Origin of the sequence: Sphingomonas spermidinifaciens, from assembly GCF_002351485.1 — a bacterium.
Classification (GTDB): Bacteria; Pseudomonadota; Alphaproteobacteria; order Sphingomonadales; family Sphingomonadaceae; genus Sphingomonas; species Sphingomonas spermidinifaciens.
The window spans coordinates 874,851-891,787 of record NZ_NWMW01000001.1; the positions used below are offsets into that span (position 1 = coordinate 874,851).

Here is a 16,937-nt window from a genome sequence, read left to right on the forward strand (position 1 = left end):
CCTGTTCTCCGTCACGCCACCAGCCCGCGCTGGAGGAACTCGATACTCATGAGGATGAGGAAGGCACCGGCCAGCGCCCCCGCCCCGCCCGCGAACAGCTTGAGCTGCCGCCGGCGCGCACTGCGCACCGCGTCGTTCACCACTTCGCCGATGCTGCCGAGCACGGGCATGCCGCTGGCTTTCTCGAGCCGCTGGACGGTGGGATAGGTGGTCTGGAGCTTGGAAAGGCCCCACGCCGCCGCGGCGCCGCCGCCCAGCCCGACGACCAGAACGCCGAACAGGAGGAGCGGCCGATTGGGCGCGGTGGGCGTGCGCGGGCTGGTCGGCGGGTCGATCACGCTGATCTTGACCGCGTCGGTCTCGTTGTTCGCCTGCGCGCGGATGCGCAATTGCTCGCGGCTGGCGAGCAGTTTGTCATACTGGTCCTTGAGGACGAGATAGTCGCGGTCGATCGACGCCTGCTCGGCGGCGACGGCGGGCTGCGCGCCCATCGTCCCGTCGAACCGCGCGATATCGGCCTCGAGCTGCGCCTTGCGCTGGGTGAGCGCCGCGACCTGCGCCGCGCGGTCGGCCTGCATCGAGCGGAGGCTTAGATAAAGCGGATTGGGCGCACCGCCGTCGCCGCCGCCGACCGGCTCGCCGCGCGCGGCAGCGGTGGCGATGGTAAGCTGGTTCTTGAGCGCGATGACGTCGGGATGGCTGTCGGTCCAGCCGCGCCCGCGCGCCTCGGCGAGCTGCCCCTGGATCGTCGCGACGCGCGCCCGCGCCGGTCCCATCGCCGTGCCGGCGTTGCCGGGCAGCGAGGGCTGCGTGCCCGCCATCTGGCCGTTGACGGCGGCCAGGCCCGACTGCGCGGCCGCAAGGTCCGAATTGACCTGCGCCAGCTGGGTGCGCGCCGCCGACATCCGTTCCTCGAGGCTGCCGGTGCCGGGCAGTGCGCCCATATATTTCGACTGGAACTCGGCCTTCTTGGCCTCGGCGTCCTGAAGCTGCCGCTGGCGCTGGTCGATCTGTTCGTCGAGGAAGCGGAGCGACTGGCTCGCTTCGTCGCGCGTGCCGGCGAGGTTGGTCTCGACGAAGATGTCGATCAGCTTCTGCACCACCTCGCGCGCGAGCTTGGCGTTGGCGGAATCGGCGGCGCCGGCATTGGCGATCGTCGCGGACACCTCGAAGATGTTGGTGTCGGCCTGCGCGGTGATCTTGATCGCCTTTTGCAGCGCGGCCACACGATCCGCGACGTCGCGGTCGCTCGACACCGAATTGGCGATGGAGGTGCCGCGCACGACCTTTTCCAGGTTCACTGCCGACAAGAGCGTCTGGCGAACCCGATCGACGTCGCGCTGCTGGTCGATCTGCGCCATCGGATTGTCCTGCCCCGGCAGGACGTTGCGAAGCTGCACCGACACGCGCGCCGACGAGACATACTGGTTGGGAATCTGCGACACGACGAGCCAGCCCGCCAGGCAGATGCCCCAGGCGATCGCCAGGGCAAGCCAGCGGCGGCGCCAAACGGCGTGGATGCCGACCCTGATCTCGTCGTAGATGGCGTCCATCAGAACATGCTCTGCGGGATGATGATGACGTCGCCCGCCTCGAGCCGGACGTTCGCCGACGTGTCGCCGTCCTTCAGCAGGCTGCCGATCCGCACGGCATATTCAGTCTGCTTACTGGTCTCGCGGTCGAAGCGCACCAGCCGTGCCTTGTTGCCTGACGCATATTGGGACAGGCCGCCGACCGCGATCATCGCGTCGAGCAGCGTCATGTTGGCCCGATAGGGCAGCGATGCAGGCTTTTCGGTCGCGCCGACGATCCGGATCTGCTGGCTGAAGGTGCCCTGGAACTGGTCGACGATGACCGAAACAATCGGGTCCTTGATATATTCCTTGAGCGCGATCTTCATGTCGTCGGCGAGCATCGACGGCGTCTTGCCGACCGCGGGCATGTCGGCGATCAGCGGCGTGGTGATGCGGCCGTCGGGGCGCACCTGCACCTTCGCCGACAGCTCTGGATTGCGCCAGACGAAGATCTGGAGCGAATCGAGCGGGCCGATGACATACTCCTCGCCCGGCCCCTCCTTGGCGGCGACGAACTGCGCGGGCGGAAGCTCGGGGCGGCTTGCACTGGTGCAGCCGGTCGCCAGCACGGCGGCCGCGCCGGCCGTCAGCGCCGTCTTTGCCTTCACGCGAACACGCATCGATCACCTCCGTCGGCGCATCGGCGGCGCGGACAGGGGTCCACGCACCGATGCAGAAACGCGGATGCTATGCGGCGCGAGAGGTTAAATTAGCGTTCAGCGTGGTGCCCGGGTGAGCGCCAATCCCGCCCAATCCCGTCCGTCAGTCCTGAGTAACCGCTGAACCCTTCGGCCGCCTGCGCTTAGTCGCTACTCAGCACTTACGGCGGTGGGAATGTCAGAGCGCCCCGAGCGCCTGTTCGACGCCGTCCATCGTGAACGGCTTGGCCAGCACCGGGCGACCGGCGTGCGCGGGCGCGAGCGTGTCGCCGCCGGTCGCGAGGACAAAGGGAATGCCCTTTTCCGCCAACGCATCGGCGACGGGCCAGCTCTTCTCGCCGCCGCGCAGGTTGACGTCGAGGATCGCGGCATCGACGCCGCCCCGCGACACCTGGTCGAGCGCGCTCGACACCGTTTCGGCGGTTCCCGCCACGTCCTTACCCAGCGCATCGAGGAAATCCTCGAGCATCATGGCGATCAGGGGCTCGTCCTCGACAATGAGGATACGCATGCGCTCGGTCATCGAGCCGTCATAAGCACGGTGCGGGCAATGCGCCAAGCATTGATTACGCCGCACCCATGACGCTTCCTACCGCCTCGGTCAGCTGCTGGACCGAGAAGGGCTTGGGCAGGAAGGCGACATTGTCGAGATCGATCGATCGGCGCAGCTGTTCTTCGGCATAGCCCGACATGAACAGGATGGGCAGGTCGGGATAGCGTTCGCGTACCTTTGCGACCATCGTCGGCCCGTCCATCATCGGCATGACAACGTCGGAGACGAGCAGGTCCGGGCGCTCGCACGCCGCGATCAGCTCAAGGGCCGCCTCGCCATTCTCGGCCGTCAGCACCTTGTAGCCCTGCCGCACCAATGCGCGCTCGGCGACGGCGCGGACCATCGCCTCGTCCTCGACGAGGACGACGGTGCCCGTGCCCCAGCCCGCTGCGCGCTTCACCGGCTTTGGCGTCGCCTTGGGCGCCGGTGCCTCGGCGGCCGAATAAACGGGGAGGTAAATGGTGAAGCACGCACCCTGCCCCGGTGGCGATTCAGCGAAGATGTAGCCGCCCGACTGCTTGACGATGCCATAGACGGTCGAGAGGCCGAGGCCGGTGCCCTTGCCCACTTCCTTGGTCGTGAAGAAGGGCTCGAAGATCTTGGGGAGGATGTCAGCGGGGATTCCGGTGCCCGTGTCGGTGATACGCAGCACCGCATAGTCGCCGACCGGCAGCACGTCGTCGTCCATGCGCTTCACCGCGGCGCGGCCGACCGCCAGCGTCTCGATCGTCAGCGTGCCGCCACCCTTGGGATTGGCGGCGACCATCGCGTCACGGGCGTTGACGGCCAAGTTGACGATCACCTGTTCGAGCTGTCCCGGATCGGCACGCACGGCGCCCAAGCCGCGCCCATGCTTGACCTCCAGCCGCACCGTCTCGCCAAGCAGGCGGGTGAGCAGGTTCGACACCTCCGACACCACGTCGGGCAGCTGCAGCACCTGCGGACGCAGCGTCTGCTGGCGCGAGAAGGCGAGGAGCTGGCGGGTGAGCGCCGCGGCGCGGTTGGCGTTGGCGCGCACCTGCTGGATGTCGTCATGATCGCTGTCGCCGGGCGAATGGCGCATCAGCATCAGGTCGCAATGCCCGATGATCGCGGTCAGGATGTTGTTGAAGTCGTGTGCGACCCCGCCCGCCAGTTGGCCAACCGCCTGCATCTTCGTCGCCTGCGCCACCTGCCGCTTGAGCTGGCCCTCCTCGCCCGACTCCTTGAGGCAGAGGATGACCGCCGCGTCGCCGAGCCCCCGCGCGCCCGCCAGCGTCAGCGCCACCGGCTCGTCAGGCCGCGCCGCGAGGCGGACCTGCATGTCGGCGACATGGGCAGCGCCACCCGAAAAGCGCCGGACCGCATCGGCAAGCGCCGCCTTGTCCTCGCGCACCACGAGGTCGCCGGGATAGAGCGGCGGCGCGGCAGCGTTGACCGCGGTCGCCGCCGCAAACGAAGCGTTGAAGTGGACGAAGCGGCCCTCGCGATCGACCATCGCAAGACCAATCGGGAGCAGGCCGACCAGGGCGCGGACGTGCGCCGCGACATCATCGCCCAGGCCTGCGGGCAGCCCGGCATCCTCCTCGTCGATCAGCGCGAGCGCCAGCGGTGCCTCCGCCCCCTCGCCCAGCGGCAGCTGGATCAGGCGGAGGGGATTGCCCGCCTCTCCCTCGCGCTCGAAGCGGACGTGGCCGCTCGGCTCGGCGAGCATCAGCCGGGCGAAGTCGCGCCCCTCGACATTGCCCTCGGCCTTGCCCAGGGCGCGCGCGGTAAAGACGCGGTTCGCCGCCTCGATCCGACCGTCGGGCTGGATTACTACCGCCATCACCCCCGCAGCACCCAGCCGCTCGCCCGGGCGACCGGCAACGGCAGAGACGAGCGCCGGCAGCGCATCGCCCGTTGCCGCCCCCTCCGCCGACGCGGTCGTGAAATGCCAAACGAGCATGTCCTCGCCCGCCCGCGCGATCACCGCGTCGAGCAGCCGGCCCCGCTGCGCGAGGCCCGCCACCTCGCCGCGCCCGTCGCGCCACGCCGCGCGACCCGCACCGCCCAGCCGCCCCTCGCCATCGGCGTCGAGCGGCACCGACGGGGGAGTCGGCAGCCCGTCGAAAAGCCGGCGATAGGCATCGTTCGCGCAGACGAGCACGCCCGATCGGTCGGTCACCGCGAGCGCCCCCGCGCTCGCATCGGCCAGCGCATGGGCAAGCGCCCAGTCCTGCACCGGCGCGGCCGCCGCGCGTCGCGACGAGAGGCGGGCGAAGGCGAGCACCCCGCCCGCCATCACCAGCCCCGCCGCGACGAATCCCGCGGCCAGCCGCCAATCGCCGATCATCCAGAGGATGACGATCGCCGCCGCCGTGCCCGCCGCAGCGGCGATCAGCAGCGACTGGCGAGTTGTGTCGGCATCGGGGGGCGACAGGGGAGAAGTGGCCATGCCTCACGCTGTCGGCGCGCGCCCTCGCATCGTCAAGCGGCGCGCCCGAGCCCAAGCAGCGATTGAGCCGGCCCGCGCTTTGCGTTAGGCGAGCGACATGGATCGCCGCCCGATCGAGCCCATTGCATGAGCGCGACGACCGCGCCGGCCCCGCGCAGCAGCACCATCGCCCTGGTCGACGACGACCGCAACATCCTGACCTCGGTCTCGATTGCGCTGCAGGCCGAAGGTTTCCTGACGCGCGTCTATTCGGATGGCGAGGCGGCGCTGAAGGCGCTGATAGACAATCCGCCCGATCTTGCGGTCCTCGACATCAAGATGCCGCGGCTCGACGGGCTCGAGCTGCTGCGTCGCCTGCGCGAGAAGTCGGCGATCCCGGTCATCTTCCTGACCAGCAAAGATGACGAGCTCGACGAGGCACTGGGCCTCGCCATGGGTGCCGACGACTATATCGCCAAGCCGTTCAGCCAGCGCCTGCTGATCGCGCGCATCCGTGCCATCCTGCGACGGACCGAGGCGGCGGGCGGCGGCGAGTCCGGCGAGGAAGCACCCGCACCGGTGCTCGAGCGCGGGCGGCTGACGATGGACCCGGCCCGGCACAAGGTGACGTGGGGCGGCGCCAACGTCACGCTGACCGTCACCGAATTCATGATTCTCGAAACGCTGGCGCAGCGGCCCGGCATCGTCCGCACCCGCAACCAGCTGATGGACGCGGCGTATCAGGACGACATCTATGTCGACGACCGCACCATCGACAGCCACATCAAACGCGTCCGACGCAAGTTCCGGCAAGTCGATCCCGGATTTGACGCGATCGAGACGCTCTATGGCGCCGGCTATCGCTTCTCCGACGAGTGACGACGCCCGGCTGTCGCTGCGCTGGTCGGGGCGGATCAGCCTCACGCCGCGCATTCTGGCGGTCAACAGCATCGCGCTCGCGATGCTGGCGGGCGGCTTCTTCTATCTCGACAGCTATCGCACGCGCCTGATCGACGCGCGGCTCGAGCAGGCGAGCCGAGAAGCGCGGCTGATCGCCCAGGCGCTGATGGCGACGCGGATGAGCGACGAGCCGACGCTCGTCACCCGCCTCGCTCGGCAGACGGGAATGCGCATCCGCACCTTCGCCCCCGACGGCATCGAGCGCCATGACAGCCGGCGGTTGGGCGTCGCCAATTTCCGGCTGCGCGACCCCGACAAGCAGCCGATGGGCCAGGCGATCGGCCGCTTCCTCGACGCCGGCATCGACACCGTCGTCGGCGCCGACCGTGCGCCGCTCTATCGCGAGCGGCCGCGCAGTCGCGGGTTCCGCTGGCCCGACGTCGCCCGCGCGGTCTGGACGCATGAAGCACCGGCAAGCCTGTGGCGCGCGCCCGACCGCACCCCCGTCATCACCGCCGCCGCGCCGCTGGGCGCGCGCGGGGCGCTGATGACCACGGTCAACGCCGCCGACATCACCTCGATCGTGCGCGCCGAGCGATGGCGCCTCGCGATCGTGCTGGCGAGTGTCTTCCTTGCCTCGCTGCTGCTCTCGCTGTTCCTCGCGCGCACGATCGTCCGGCCGCTGCGGATGCTTGCGCGCGCGGCGGTCCGCGTCCGCCTGGGCCGCGCGCGCGAGGTCGTCGTCCCGCGCCTGCCCAGTCGCCGCGACGAGATCGGCATGCTGGCGCGCGCCGTCTCCGACATGAGCCAGGCGCTGCGCGTCCGCATCGACGCGACCGAAGCGTTCGCCGCCGACGTGACGCACGAGCTCAAGAATCCGCTCGCCTCGCTGCGGTCGGCGGTCGAGAGCCTGGGATCCGTGCGCGACCCGGCACTTCAGGCGCAGCTGCTCGACATCGTCCGCGACGATGTGCGCCGGCTCGACCGGCTCATCACCGAGATCTCGGACGCCTCGCGCCTCGACGCGCAACTCAGCCGCACCAAGTTCGAGCCGCTCGATCTTGCGGCGATGCTCGGCGCCATCGTCGAGGGGCGGCGCGCCCGCGGCTTGCCGCGCGGTATCCGCCTCCACCTCGACCGGCCGGACAGCGAGCCGCTGATCGTCAACGGCGACGGCGCGCGCCTCGCCCGCGTGTTCGAGAACCTGATCGACAACGCCCTGTCCTTCTCCCCCGACGATGCGGTGGTCAGCGTCGCCGCGTCGGACGGCGGGCCGCTCGTCACCGTCCGCGTCGAGGATGAGGGGCCAGGCGTGCCCGAGGACGCACGCGAGGCGATCTTCCGCCGCTTCCACTCGATCCGGCCCGAGGGCGAGGCGTTCGGCGCGCATTCGGGGCTCGGCCTTGCCATCGCGCGGACGATCGTCGAAGGCCATGCGGGCACGATCCACGTCGAATCGCGCGAGGATCGGGTGAGCGGCGCACGCTTTGTCGTACGCCTGCCGAGGGCAATCGGGGACGGAGACCGGATCGAGCCATGACCGCGCTATCGTCCGAGACGCTGCATGCATCCTGCGTCGCCATAAACGGCCGCGCCGTGCTGATCGTTGGGCGTTCGGGGGCCGGCAAGTCCGACCTTGCGCTCCGCCTGATCGATCGCGGCGCGCAACTCGTCAGCGACGACTACACCATCCTGCGGCGCAGCGGCGGCACGCTGCTGGCCGCACCGCCCGCCAACATCGCTGGCCGGATCGAGGTGCGCGGGATCGGCATCGTCGAGATGCCGCACGTGGCCGACGTGCCCGTCGCGCTGATCCTGTCGATCGAGGCCGAGCCCGACCGGATGCCGCCCGCGCCTGAGCTCCGCCGCATTGCCGGCATCGACGTGCCGTGCGGCGCGGTGGCAGCGCTCGAGCCCTCGGCTCCGATCAAGGTCGAGCTGGCGCTCGCCCGGACGCCCGCGTCATGACCACGCCGCACCGCATCCTCCTCGTCACCGGCATGTCGGGTGCGGGAAAGTCGACGGTCCTTCGCACGCTCGAGGATCTGGGCTGGGAAGTTGTCGACAATATGCCGCTGGTCCTGGTCGACCGGCTGCTCGCTACCGCCCCCGCCGCCGGCACCGACGATGACGACCGGCCGCTCGCGATCGGCATCGGCACCCGCACGCGCGGCTTCGATCCGGCGCGCGTCGCCGCGCGCGTGCAGAAGCTGGTCGATGCCGGCCAGGAGATTTCGGTCCTCTATCTCGACTGCGGCGGGACCGAGCTCGAGCGGCGCTATAACGAGACACGCCGTCGCCACCCGCTGGCGCAGGATCGCCCCGCTGCCGACGGCATCATCCGCGAGCGTGAGCTGCTTGAGCCGATCAAGCGCTGGGCCGGTCGGCTGATCGACACCACCAACCTGTCGGCCAACGCGCTGGCGCAGGAAGTGCGCAAACTGTTCGGCGGCGACGGCCTCGGCGAACCAACGCTGTCGATCATGTCCTTCGGCTTCGCCCGCGGGCTGCCGCGCAGCGCCGACCTCGTCTTCGACATGCGCTATCTGCGCAATCCGCACTGGGTGCCAGAGCTGCGGCCTGGCACCGGCCTCGATGCACCGGTCGCCGATTATGTCCGTGCCGACCCCGCTTATGCCGACTCGGTCGCGGCGATCGAGAACCTGCTCGTAATGCTGCTCCCGCGCTACCGGGCGGAGGGCAAATCCTACGTCACCGTCGCCTTCGGCTGTACCGGCGGGAGACACCGGTCGGTGCACGTGACCGAGCGCGTGGCGGCACGGTTGCGCGCGGAAGGATTTTCGCCCACGGTGCAACACCGCGATCTGGCCACCGCGCCGCAGGACTCGCTGGAAGGCGCGCCCGCCAAGACATGAAGGTTATGACGGAAAATCCCCTGATCGGCCTGGTCCTCGTGACCCATGGGCGCCTGGCCGAGGAATTCGTGGTGGCGATGGAGCATGTCGTCGGCAAGCAGCCGGCGATTGCCACCATCTGCATCGGCCCCGAGGACGACATGGAGGAACGGCGCGCGGACATCGCCCGTGCGATCGGCGAGGTCGATGACGGCCGCGGCGTCATCGTTCTGACCGACCTGTTCGGCGGCACCCCCTCAAATCTCGCCATCTCGCTGCTCGAGACGGGCCGGGTCGAGGTGATCGCGGGCATCAACCTGCCGATGCTGATCCGCTTGGGCGGCGCGCGCAAGACGATGAAGGTGACCGAAGCCGTCGCCGCCGCGCGCGAGGCGGGGCGCAAGTACATCTCGGTCGCGTCCGAGGTGCTGGGCGAGGCGGCGGCTTGAGCCAGGTCAGCCGACAGGTCCGGATCACCAACCGCCGCGGACTCCATGCGCGCGCCAGCGCCAAGTTCGTCACCCTTGCCAGCACCCAGCCAACCGAAATCACCGTCGAGAAGGACGGCTCGCGTGTTACCGGCACGTCGATCATGGGGCTGATGATGCTGGGCGCGGCGATGGGCGACACCATCACCATCTCAGCCGAGGGAGACGCCGCCGAGGACGCCGTCATCGCGCTCTGCACCTTGGTCGAGGAGCGGTTCGGGGAGGAGTGAGCGGCGTGGCGGGTTCCAATCCGCCGCCATCCGCGCTATATGACAATCACCACCGGGATCACCCATCCGTAGGCACCCGTGGCTGAGAGACCATCGCGCTCCCGCTTACAATGCGAGGAGGCGTCCGCATGGACCTCAACTATCTTCTTTCCCGTCACCAGATTTCGCTGATGCGCGCCAACCAGTCGGCCTGCTCGTCGTCGCGCCGGTCCCATCAGGGGCTTGCCGCGGGCTATGCCGCACGCATTCGCGCAGTCCAGGCCGGCTCGACCGGGTCGGGCCGCGTTATCGGCGGACCGGGCGCCGCCTTTGTCTAAGGAAGGGCTGATGACCCTCGACGGCCATGTCGAGGAAATGCTGCCTGACGGGCGCTTTCGCATCATGCTCGCCAACGGGCACCGGATCACCGCCTATACTGCGGGCAAGATGCGGCGATATCGCATCCGCACCGTCGTCGGTGATTCGGTCCAGGTCGAGATGTCGCCCTACGACCTCGACAAGGGGCGCCTGATCTATCGCGACCGCGGCCCCGGAGGCGGCGGCGCAGCAAGGGGAACACGACGCCGATGACCGAGGAAGCCAAGGCACCGCCGCGCCGATCGGCCTTTCAGCCGCGCCGGACGATGAAGAGGATGGAACCCACCGCCGCCGAACGGCAGGGCCGCATCACCCTGCTCGCTTGGAACCGGCTGGGCGGCGACCGCGCCATCGCCTTTCTCAACGGCCATGACGAGGCATTGGGTGGCCGCCCGCTCGACCTCGCCGTCGCAAGCGAGCACGGGCTGGAGGCTGTCGAACGCGCGATCGAGGCGCTGGTCGCGCCCACCTCCCCTTAACCCTTTATGGGCTAGGACTGCGCAGGGAAGCGACCCTGGGGGGCGGGATGGCATATCGACAGGCGGCAACGGCGGTGGCGATCGCGTGGATCGCGCTTCTCGCGGTCGCGATGCCGGCCGCCGGACTGTCGCTCGCCCTCGGGCCGCTCGCGATCGCGGCGCTGCTGTTCCCGCTGCTCGCCCTCGCGACGCCGCACCTCACGCGACGGGGGCTCGCCGCCCGTCGCCCCCGCCTCGTCGCCGCGATCGGTTCGGCGGGCATGCTCGCAGGCGTCAGCCTGTTGGGGGCGATCACGAGCTATATCATCGCCGCCTCGACCACCGGCTGGGCCGATGCGCAGCTGATCGCGCTCGGCGGGCCGCTCGAAAGCTGGTGGCCCGCCTATTGGCGCGTCTTCGAGCTCAACCGCTGGATCGGGGTGCCGCTCGGCTGGGCATATCTGTCGATCTTCTTCACGCCGACCCTGCTCGCCGCCGCGATGGCGTGGCGGGGGCAGCAGGCGCGGCTCGACCGGCTGGTGCTGGCCTTCGCCCTTGCGCTTCTCGTCACCAATGCGCTGTTCGCATTCGCGCCGGCAACCTCGGCCGGGGCACATTTCCTCGCACCCGACGATCCGTTGATGCCGCAGCCGGGGTTCATGCACATCGCCGTGATCGAGGCGCTGCGCGAGGGGCGGCTTACCACCATCGATCTCGGCGCGCTGTGCGGCCTGATCGCCTTCCCGAGCTTTCACGCCGCCACGGCGGTGCTGTTCATCTGGGCCAGCTGGACCTCTGGATGGATGCGGTTCGTCTTCGTGCCGGTCAACCTGATGATGCTCGCCGCCACGCCGACGACCGGCGGACATTATCTCATCGAGTGCATTGCCGGCATTCTCGTCGCTGCGTCGGCGCTCGGTGCCACCCGGCTGGCGGCCCACGGCCCGCGCATTCGCTGGCGCGCACGCGCAATGGCGGCGACCTGACCGACGGCCCCTTGCCCCTTGCGCCCCGGCTGGGGCAAAGCGCCGCGCGATGCCGCGTCAGATCACCGCCTTTTCGAACCCGTCCGTCAAGGCCGCGCGCGAGCTTCGCGACAAGAAGCATCGCCGCACGCAGGGTCGCTTCCTGGCCGAGGGGCTGCGCATCCTGACCGAGGCGCGCGAAGGCGGGCGGCTACCCGAACAGGTCTTCTTCGCCGCCGACAGCGCGCGCCATCCACTCGTCACTGCGCTGGTCGAGGCAGTCGAGGCGGCGGGTGGCGATGCGATCGAGACGACGCCCGACATCCTCTCCAAGCTCTCGGGCAAGGACAATCCGGGCGCCGTGGTCGGGGTGTTCGCCGAGTTCGAAGCCACGCTCGCCGACCTCGACCGAACGAGCGCCGGCATCTGGCTCGTCGCCGAGCGGCTGCGCGATCCGGGCAATCTCGGCACCATCCTGCGCACCGGCGATGCGGTGGGAGCGGGCGGCCTGATCCTCATCGACGAGTGCGTCGATCCCTTTTCGGTCGAGGCGGTGCGCGCGAGCATGGGGGCGCTGTTCACGGTGCCGATCGTGCGCGCGGACTGGGACGAGTTCCTCGCCTGGCTCCGCGCCGGGCCGGGGCAACTTGTCGCGCTCAGCCTCGACACCGATCTCGACTATCAGCAGCCCGCTTATGAGAGACCCACCTTCCTCCTTACCGGCAACGAGGCGCAGGGACTGCCCCCCGCCTATGCCGCGGCATGCGACCTGCGCGTGAAGATGCCGATGCTGGGCAAGGCCGACAGCCTCAATGCCGCCGTCGCCACCGCGGTGATGGCGTATGAGGTGCTGAACCAGCAGCGCCGCCGCTGATGCTGGAGGCACAGGCGGCGGATCTCGACGCGCTCGGCGCGATCGGGCGGCGGCGGGCGCTAGCCCCGCGCGCGGGCGTCGACTTCGCTTCGAACGACTATCTGGCGCTCGCCGGGTCCGAGCGGCTGGCCGATGCGGCGCGCGAGGCGATCGGACGCGGCGTACCTGTGGGCTCAGGGGGCTCGCGGCTGCTGCGCGGCAACCATGACGAGATCGAGGCGCTAGAGGCTGAGGCGGCAGCGTTCTTCGGGCACGAGGCGGCGCTGTGGCTGTCGAGCGGCTTTGCGGCCAATGTCGCCCTGCTCTCCACCCTGCCCCAGCGCGGCGACCTGATCGTCAATGACACGCTGATCCACGCGAGTGCGCATGACGGGATGCGGCTCTCCCGCGCCGAGGCGGTGGCGGCGGCGCACAACGATGCGCAGGCGTTCGACGACGCGGTCGTCGCGTGGCGCCGGGGGGGCGGCACCGGCACACCGTGGATCGCGGTCGAGAGCCTCTACAGCATGGACGGCGACCGCGCGCCGCTCGACGACCTGGCCACAATCGCCGAGCGGCACGACGCGATGCTGGTGGTGGACGAGGCGCATGCGACGGGCGTGTTCGGCAAGGACGGGCGCGGGCTTGCGCACGCGCTCGCGCCCGAGCGGACGATCGCGCTCCACACCTGCGGCAAGGCGATGGGGGCGGAAGGCGCGCTGATCACGGGTCCGGCGGTGATGCGCGACTTCATCGTCAATCGGGGGCGCGGCTTCATCTTCTCGACTGCCCCCTCGCCGCTGATAGCCGCCGTGGTGCGCGAGAGCCTGCGCACCCTTGTCGACCAACCCGAGCGGCGCGCGGCACTGTGGCGGCGGATCGCTCATGCGCGCACCGCGCTCGGCCTCGATACGGGATCGCAGATCCTGCCGCTCGTCCTCGGCGAGGACCAACGGACGATGGGGGTGGCAGCGGAGCTCCAGGCGGCGGGTTTCGACGTGCGCGGTATCCGGCCGCCGACCGTCCCGCCCGGCACCGCGCGGCTGCGTATCTCGATCACCAACCATGCGAGCCTCGCCGACATCGACGCGCTTGGCGCGCTGATAAAGGACCTGTTGTGAGCCGCTTCGTCGTCGCCGGGACCGATACCGGCATCGGCAAGACCGTCTTCGCCGCCGCACTGACCGGCGCGATTGGCGCGACCTATTGGAAGCCAGTTCAATCTGGGCTGGAGGACGGAACCGATACCGACAGCGTCGCCGCGCTGTCGGGCGCGACCCCCGATCGCCTGCTGCCCGAGGCGTACCGCCTCGTCACGCCCTGCTCCCCGCACCGTGCGGCCGAGATCGACGGGGTGGAGATCGACCCCGACCGCCTGACGCCGCCCCAGAACGACCCGCTGGTCGTCGAGCTGGCGGGCGGGCTGATGGTGCCGCTCACCCTCGGCCTGCTGACGATCGATCTCGTCGCGACCTGGGGCCTGCCGGTCATCCTTGTCGCCCGCACCGCGCTCGGCACGATCAACCACTGCCTGTTGTCGATCGAGGCGATGCGGTCGCGCGGCATCGCCATCCACGGCATCGCCTTCGTCGGCGAGAGCGTGCCCGACAGCGAGGCGACAATCGCCGCGATGGGCGCCGTGCGGCAGCTCGGCCGGCTCGATATCGTCGAGCCGCTGACGCGCGAGACGCTGGCGGCCGCCTTTGCGCAGGGGTTCGACCGGGCGGATTTCGCATGACCCGTACGCGCATCTGGCACCCCTTCACCCAGCATGGCCTGGGCGAGCCAATCCCCAACATCGTCCGGACCGAGGGCGCCTATCTCTGGATGGACACCGGCGAGCGGCTGATCGACGCGATCTCGAGCTGGTGGGTGACGACGCACGGCCACGCCCATCCGAGCATCGCCGCCGCCATCGCCGAAGCGGCAGCGATGACCGACCAGATCATCTTCGCCGGGCACACGCATCTGCAGGCAGAGGCCGTGGCCGACGGCCTTGCGGCGCTGTTCCCAGCCGAACTCGCCCACATCTTCTTCTCCGACTCCGGATCGACCGCGGTCGAGGTGGCGCTCAAGATGGCGCTCGGCTTCTGGGCGGCGCGGGGCGAGGGCCGGCACCGCATCCTGGTGCTCGAGGGGAGCTATCATGGCGATACCATCGGCGCGATGTCGGTCGGCGCGCGCGGGGTGTTCAACGCACCCTATGCGCCGCTCCTGTTCGACGTCGGCACGATCCCGTTTCCCGGCGACGACGATGCGCTCGACACGCTGGAGGCCGCGTGCCGTGAACATGCCGCCGCGCTGATCGTCGAGCCACTGGTGCTGGGTGCCGGCGGCATGCGGATGTACGCGCCCGAACGGCTGGCGGCGATGGCGGCGATCTGCGCCCGCCACGGCGTCCTGTTCATCGCCGACGAGGTGATGACCGGCTGGGGCCGCACCGGCGCGCTCACCGCCTGCGAGCAGGCGGGCGTCGTCCCCGACATCATGTGCCTCTCAAAGGGGCTGACCGGCGGCAGCCTGCCCCTCGCCGTCACGCTGGCGAGTGCGGCCATTTACGACGCGCATTACGCGCCCGACCGGTCGCGCATGTTCTTCCATTCGTCGAGCTACACCGCCAACCCCATCGCCTGCGCCGCCGCCGCCGCCAACCTGGCGATCTGGCGCGAGGAGCCGGTGCTTGAGCGGGTTGCCGCACTCTCGGTGATACAGGCCGACTGGGTCGAGCGCGCAGCACGCTGGCCCGGCGTGATTGGAGCCCGCCGCCTCGGCACGATCGCCGCATTTGAAGTGGAAGATATGCGGCCCGGCTATCTCTCGGCCCTCGGTCCCGCGATCAAGGCGCGCTGCGCGGCGGCGGGCGTGCTGATCCGCCCCCTTGGAAACACGGTGTACGTGATGCCGCCCTATTGCGTGTCCTCAGACGATCTCGCGCAGGTCTATGGCGCGATCGAAAATGCGATACGGGTGCGCTGACTTGACCCGTGCCCACAGGACGCGAAAACCGCGTCAAAGGCCGTTGGATCGGACCGCATCATCTCGCCGAGAAAGATGGCGCCTCGGCTTCAGGCGAATAGCCACCCAGCACCTCAAGCACGACGAAGCGGATCGCGGCGGCGAACGCGGATCGTCGTCGCCAGCCTGATCGAGGATCACCGCAAAGAGCCGAGGCTCGCAGGTCGCCCGCGTCGACACCCGGGCATTGAAGGTTTCGGCGAACGGTTCGGCCACTGCGCCGTTCGCGCTCCACACCGGTTGCGCCCACTGCCCTGCGCTAGCCGCGAGGGAAGCAAGGTCCAGGCATGCGAGTTCTGAGGACATACCTCCGATCACAGGAAGCCTGCGCGATCGGGCGCACGGCAACGACGGTCGCATCGATCAAGCCGCGCGCCCGTCCACAAAACCCGCGCAATCATCTTGCGCGCGCCCCGATTTGGGGGTAGGCGCGCGGGCTCAACGGCGGTCGTAGCTCAGTTGGTTAGAGCATCGGTTTGTGGTACCGAGGGTCGCGGGTTCAAGTCCCGTCGTCCGCCCCATCCCTCCCCATCTCTTCGTGATCGGCGGATTTGTCACGTGCTTACCGACTGGGGTTTCCCCGATTTCGACGACCATGAGGGCGTCCACCTGTTCACCGATCCCGCCAGCGGCCTGCAGGCGGTGATCGCAGTTCATTCGACGACGCTTGGCCCCGCGGCCGGGGGCGTGCGCTTCTGGCACTATGCCGATCCGAGCGCGGCGATCACCGACGCCCTGCGCCTGTCGCGCGGAATGAGCTTCAAGAACGCGATGGCGGGCCTGCCGATGGGCGGCGGCAAGGGCGTGATCCTCGCCGACGCGAGCCGCACCAAGACCGAGGACATGCTCAAGGCCTTCGGCCGCGCGGTCGATTCGCTCGGCGGTCGCTACGTCACGGCCGAGGACGTGGGCATTTCAGAGGCCAACCTTATCACCATCGCGGGCGAGACGCGCTTCGCCTCGGGCCTGCCGGTAAAGGCGTCGGGCGGTGCGGGCGGCGATCCGGGGCCGTTTACCGCGCACGGTGTCTATCTCGGCGTCAAGGCGGCGGCGAAGCGCGCGCTCGGCACTGACGAAATGGCGGGCGTTCATGTCGCGATTCAAGGACTGGGCAGCGTCGGCGGCGGCCTCGCCCGCCTTCTGGCGAAGGACGGCGCACGCCTGACGCTCGCCGACGTCAATCGTGACCGCGCGGCGGCTATGGCCGGCGAGCTGGGCGCAACGCTTGCAGACCCCAACGCGATCCTGTCGGTCGAGGCCGATATCGTCAGCCCCAATGCACTCGGCGCGATCCTGACCGAGACGTCGATTGCCGCGCTGAAATGCAGGGCGGTGGCGGGCGGCGCCAACAATCAGCTCGCGACCCGCGCCGAGGGTCAGGCGATCCACGACCGCGGCATCCTCTATGCCCCCGACTATGTCATCAACGCGGGCGGCATCATCAATGTCGGCCTTGAATATCTGGGCCAGGGCGACCGCGCCGAGGTCGGGAGCCGTATTGCCCGCATTCCCGAGCGGCTCGAGGCAGTCTGGGCCGAGAGCGAGCGGACGAACACCCCCGCCGCGCAGGTCGCCGATGCTCAGGCAATGCGCCTGATCGGGCGCGGCTGACCATGGCGCGGCGCGAGCGCAGCT

General features: G+C 69.6%; 19 protein-coding genes and 1 tRNA gene. 16 read left to right on the forward strand and 4 right to left on the reverse strand.

The window, feature by feature from the left end; all coding sequences use genetic code 11:
- Positions 1-11: 11 nt before the first annotated feature.
- The 4 genes from COC42_RS04105 to COC42_RS04120 all read right to left on the reverse strand — a co-directional run bounded on the left by COC42_RS04105 (position 12) and on the right by COC42_RS04120 (position 5,202).
- Positions 12-1,553, reverse strand: coding sequence for an XrtA system polysaccharide chain length determinant (locus COC42_RS04105; protein ID WP_096341960.1), 1,542 nt, complete (start codon positions 1,551-1,553; stop codon positions 12-14).
- On the reverse strand, positions 1,553-2,194 hold the full coding sequence (locus tag COC42_RS04110; RefSeq protein WP_096341961.1) for an XrtA/PEP-CTERM system exopolysaccharide export protein: 642 nt from the start codon (positions 2,192-2,194) through the stop codon (positions 1,553-1,555). Before COC42_RS04110 ends, COC42_RS04105 begins: the two co-directional genes overlap by 1 nt.
- A gap of 217 nt (positions 2,195-2,411) precedes the next feature.
- Entirely contained in the window at positions 2,412-2,756 is a 345-nt protein-coding gene (locus COC42_RS04115; RefSeq protein WP_096341962.1) for a response regulator, read from the reverse strand.
- 43 nt (positions 2,757-2,799) lie between these two features.
- Complete coding sequence (locus tag COC42_RS04120) at positions 2,800-5,202, reverse strand: hybrid sensor histidine kinase/response regulator (RefSeq protein WP_096341963.1); 2,403 nt, start codon at positions 5,200-5,202, stop codon at positions 2,800-2,802.
- A 126-nt stretch (positions 5,203-5,328) separates the two neighbouring features.
- On the opposite strand from COC42_RS04120, the gene COC42_RS04125 reads away from it, so the two are divergent.
- The 16 genes from COC42_RS04125 (at position 5,329) to COC42_RS04200 (ending at position 16,913) form a co-directional block, all read left to right on the forward strand.
- Positions 5,329-6,060 (forward strand): response regulator transcription factor, encoded by a 732-nt coding sequence (locus COC42_RS04125; protein ID WP_096341964.1) that lies wholly within the window; start codon positions 5,329-5,331, stop codon positions 6,058-6,060.
- A complete protein-coding gene (locus COC42_RS04130; RefSeq protein ID WP_096341965.1) occupies positions 6,029-7,621 on the forward strand; it encodes a sensor histidine kinase in 1,593 nt (530 codons plus the stop codon). The genes COC42_RS04125 and COC42_RS04130 overlap by 32 nt, the downstream gene beginning before the upstream one ends.
- Complete coding sequence (locus COC42_RS04135) at positions 7,618-8,049, forward strand: HPr kinase/phosphorylase (RefSeq protein WP_096341966.1); 432 nt, start codon at positions 7,618-7,620, stop codon at positions 8,047-8,049. The genes COC42_RS04130 and COC42_RS04135 overlap by 4 nt, the downstream gene beginning before the upstream one ends.
- The gene (rapZ, locus tag COC42_RS04140) at positions 8,046-8,957 is read left to right on the forward strand and encodes an RNase adapter RapZ (protein ID WP_096341967.1); all 912 of its coding nucleotides are present in this window, start codon (positions 8,046-8,048) and stop codon (positions 8,955-8,957) included. The genes COC42_RS04135 and rapZ overlap by 4 nt, the downstream gene beginning before the upstream one ends.
- 20 nt (positions 8,958-8,977) lie before the next feature.
- Positions 8,978-9,385, forward strand: a complete 408-nt coding sequence (locus tag COC42_RS04145; protein WP_096343087.1) for a PTS sugar transporter subunit IIA — start codon at positions 8,978-8,980, stop codon at positions 9,383-9,385.
- Positions 9,382-9,654, forward strand: a complete 273-nt coding sequence (locus tag COC42_RS04150; protein ID WP_096341968.1) for an HPr family phosphocarrier protein — start codon at positions 9,382-9,384, stop codon at positions 9,652-9,654. The genes COC42_RS04145 and COC42_RS04150 overlap by 4 nt, the downstream gene beginning before the upstream one ends.
- A 128-nt stretch (positions 9,655-9,782) precedes the next feature.
- Positions 9,783-9,971 carry a hypothetical protein gene (locus COC42_RS04155; RefSeq protein ID WP_096341969.1) on the forward strand — a complete coding sequence of 63 codons (189 nt, stop codon included), beginning with the start codon at positions 9,783-9,785 and terminating at the stop codon, positions 9,969-9,971.
- Positions 9,964-10,224: a translation initiation factor IF-1 gene (gene infA, locus COC42_RS04160; RefSeq protein WP_096341970.1), complete on the forward strand. Its 261-nt coding sequence runs from the start codon at positions 9,964-9,966 to the stop codon at positions 10,222-10,224. The genes COC42_RS04155 and infA overlap by 8 nt, the downstream gene beginning before the upstream one ends.
- On the forward strand, positions 10,221-10,490 hold the full coding sequence (locus tag COC42_RS04165; RefSeq protein WP_096341971.1) for an antitoxin Xre/MbcA/ParS toxin-binding domain-containing protein: 270 nt from the start codon (positions 10,221-10,223) through the stop codon (positions 10,488-10,490). Before infA ends, COC42_RS04165 begins: the two co-directional genes overlap by 4 nt.
- Before the next feature lie 47 nt (positions 10,491-10,537).
- Positions 10,538-11,455 carry a phosphatase PAP2 family protein gene (locus COC42_RS04170; protein ID WP_096341972.1) on the forward strand — a complete coding sequence of 306 codons (918 nt, stop codon included), beginning with the start codon at positions 10,538-10,540 and terminating at the stop codon, positions 11,453-11,455.
- A gap of 49 nt (positions 11,456-11,504) precedes the next feature.
- Positions 11,505-12,308, forward strand: coding sequence for a TrmH family RNA methyltransferase (locus COC42_RS04175; RefSeq protein ID WP_096341973.1), 804 nt, complete (start codon positions 11,505-11,507; stop codon positions 12,306-12,308).
- The gene (locus tag COC42_RS04180; protein WP_096341974.1) at positions 12,308-13,408 is read left to right on the forward strand and encodes an 8-amino-7-oxononanoate synthase; all 1,101 of its coding nucleotides are present in this window, start codon (positions 12,308-12,310) and stop codon (positions 13,406-13,408) included. Before COC42_RS04175 ends, COC42_RS04180 begins: the two co-directional genes overlap by 1 nt.
- Positions 13,405-14,025 (forward strand): dethiobiotin synthase, encoded by a 621-nt coding sequence (gene bioD / locus COC42_RS04185; RefSeq protein ID WP_096341975.1) that lies wholly within the window; start codon positions 13,405-13,407, stop codon positions 14,023-14,025. The genes COC42_RS04180 and bioD overlap by 4 nt, the downstream gene beginning before the upstream one ends.
- Positions 14,022-15,263 carry an adenosylmethionine--8-amino-7-oxononanoate transaminase gene (locus tag COC42_RS04190; protein ID WP_096341976.1) on the forward strand — a complete coding sequence of 414 codons (1,242 nt, stop codon included), beginning with the start codon at positions 14,022-14,024 and terminating at the stop codon, positions 15,261-15,263. The genes bioD and COC42_RS04190 overlap by 4 nt, the downstream gene beginning before the upstream one ends.
- A gap of 483 nt (positions 15,264-15,746) precedes the next feature.
- Positions 15,747-15,823: transfer RNA gene (locus COC42_RS04195), tRNA-His, on the forward strand.
- 37 nt (positions 15,824-15,860) lie between these two features.
- A complete protein-coding gene (locus COC42_RS04200; RefSeq protein ID WP_096341977.1) occupies positions 15,861-16,913 on the forward strand; it encodes a Glu/Leu/Phe/Val family dehydrogenase in 1,053 nt (350 codons plus the stop codon).
- The last annotated feature ends 24 nt before the right edge of the window (positions 16,914-16,937 follow it).

Coding starts and splice junctions, on each gene's coding strand:
- COC42_RS04190 (WP_096341976.1), top strand. CDS start 14,022: ATGACCCGTACGCGCATCTGGCACCCCTTCACCCAGCATGGCCTGGGC.
- COC42_RS04175 (WP_096341973.1), top strand. CDS start 11,505: ATGCCGCGTCAGATCACCGCCTTTTCGAACCCGTCCGTCAAGGCCGCG.
- COC42_RS04155 (WP_096341969.1), top strand. CDS start 9,783: ATGGACCTCAACTATCTTCTTTCCCGTCACCAGATTTCGCTGATGCGC.
- COC42_RS04105 (WP_096341960.1), bottom strand. CDS start 1,553: ATGGACGCCATCTACGACGAGATCAGGGTCGGCATCCACGCCGTTTGG.
- COC42_RS04135 (WP_096341966.1), top strand. CDS start 7,618: ATGACCGCGCTATCGTCCGAGACGCTGCATGCATCCTGCGTCGCCATA.
- rapZ (WP_096341967.1), top strand. CDS start 8,046: ATGACCACGCCGCACCGCATCCTCCTCGTCACCGGCATGTCGGGTGCG.
- COC42_RS04165 (WP_096341971.1), top strand. CDS start 10,221: ATGACCGAGGAAGCCAAGGCACCGCCGCGCCGATCGGCCTTTCAGCCG.
- COC42_RS04130 (WP_096341965.1), top strand. CDS start 6,029: ATGGCGCCGGCTATCGCTTCTCCGACGAGTGACGACGCCCGGCTGTCG.
- COC42_RS04110 (WP_096341961.1), bottom strand. CDS start 2,194: ATGCGTGTTCGCGTGAAGGCAAAGACGGCGCTGACGGCCGGCGCGGCC.
- COC42_RS04125 (WP_096341964.1), top strand. CDS start 5,329: ATGAGCGCGACGACCGCGCCGGCCCCGCGCAGCAGCACCATCGCCCTG.
- COC42_RS04115 (WP_096341962.1), bottom strand. CDS start 2,756: ATGACCGAGCGCATGCGTATCCTCATTGTCGAGGACGAGCCCCTGATC.
- COC42_RS04120 (WP_096341963.1), bottom strand. CDS start 5,202: ATGGCCACTTCTCCCCTGTCGCCCCCCGATGCCGACACAACTCGCCAG.
- COC42_RS04180 (WP_096341974.1), top strand. CDS start 12,308: ATGCTGGAGGCACAGGCGGCGGATCTCGACGCGCTCGGCGCGATCGGG.
- COC42_RS04170 (WP_096341972.1), top strand. CDS start 10,538: ATGGCATATCGACAGGCGGCAACGGCGGTGGCGATCGCGTGGATCGCG.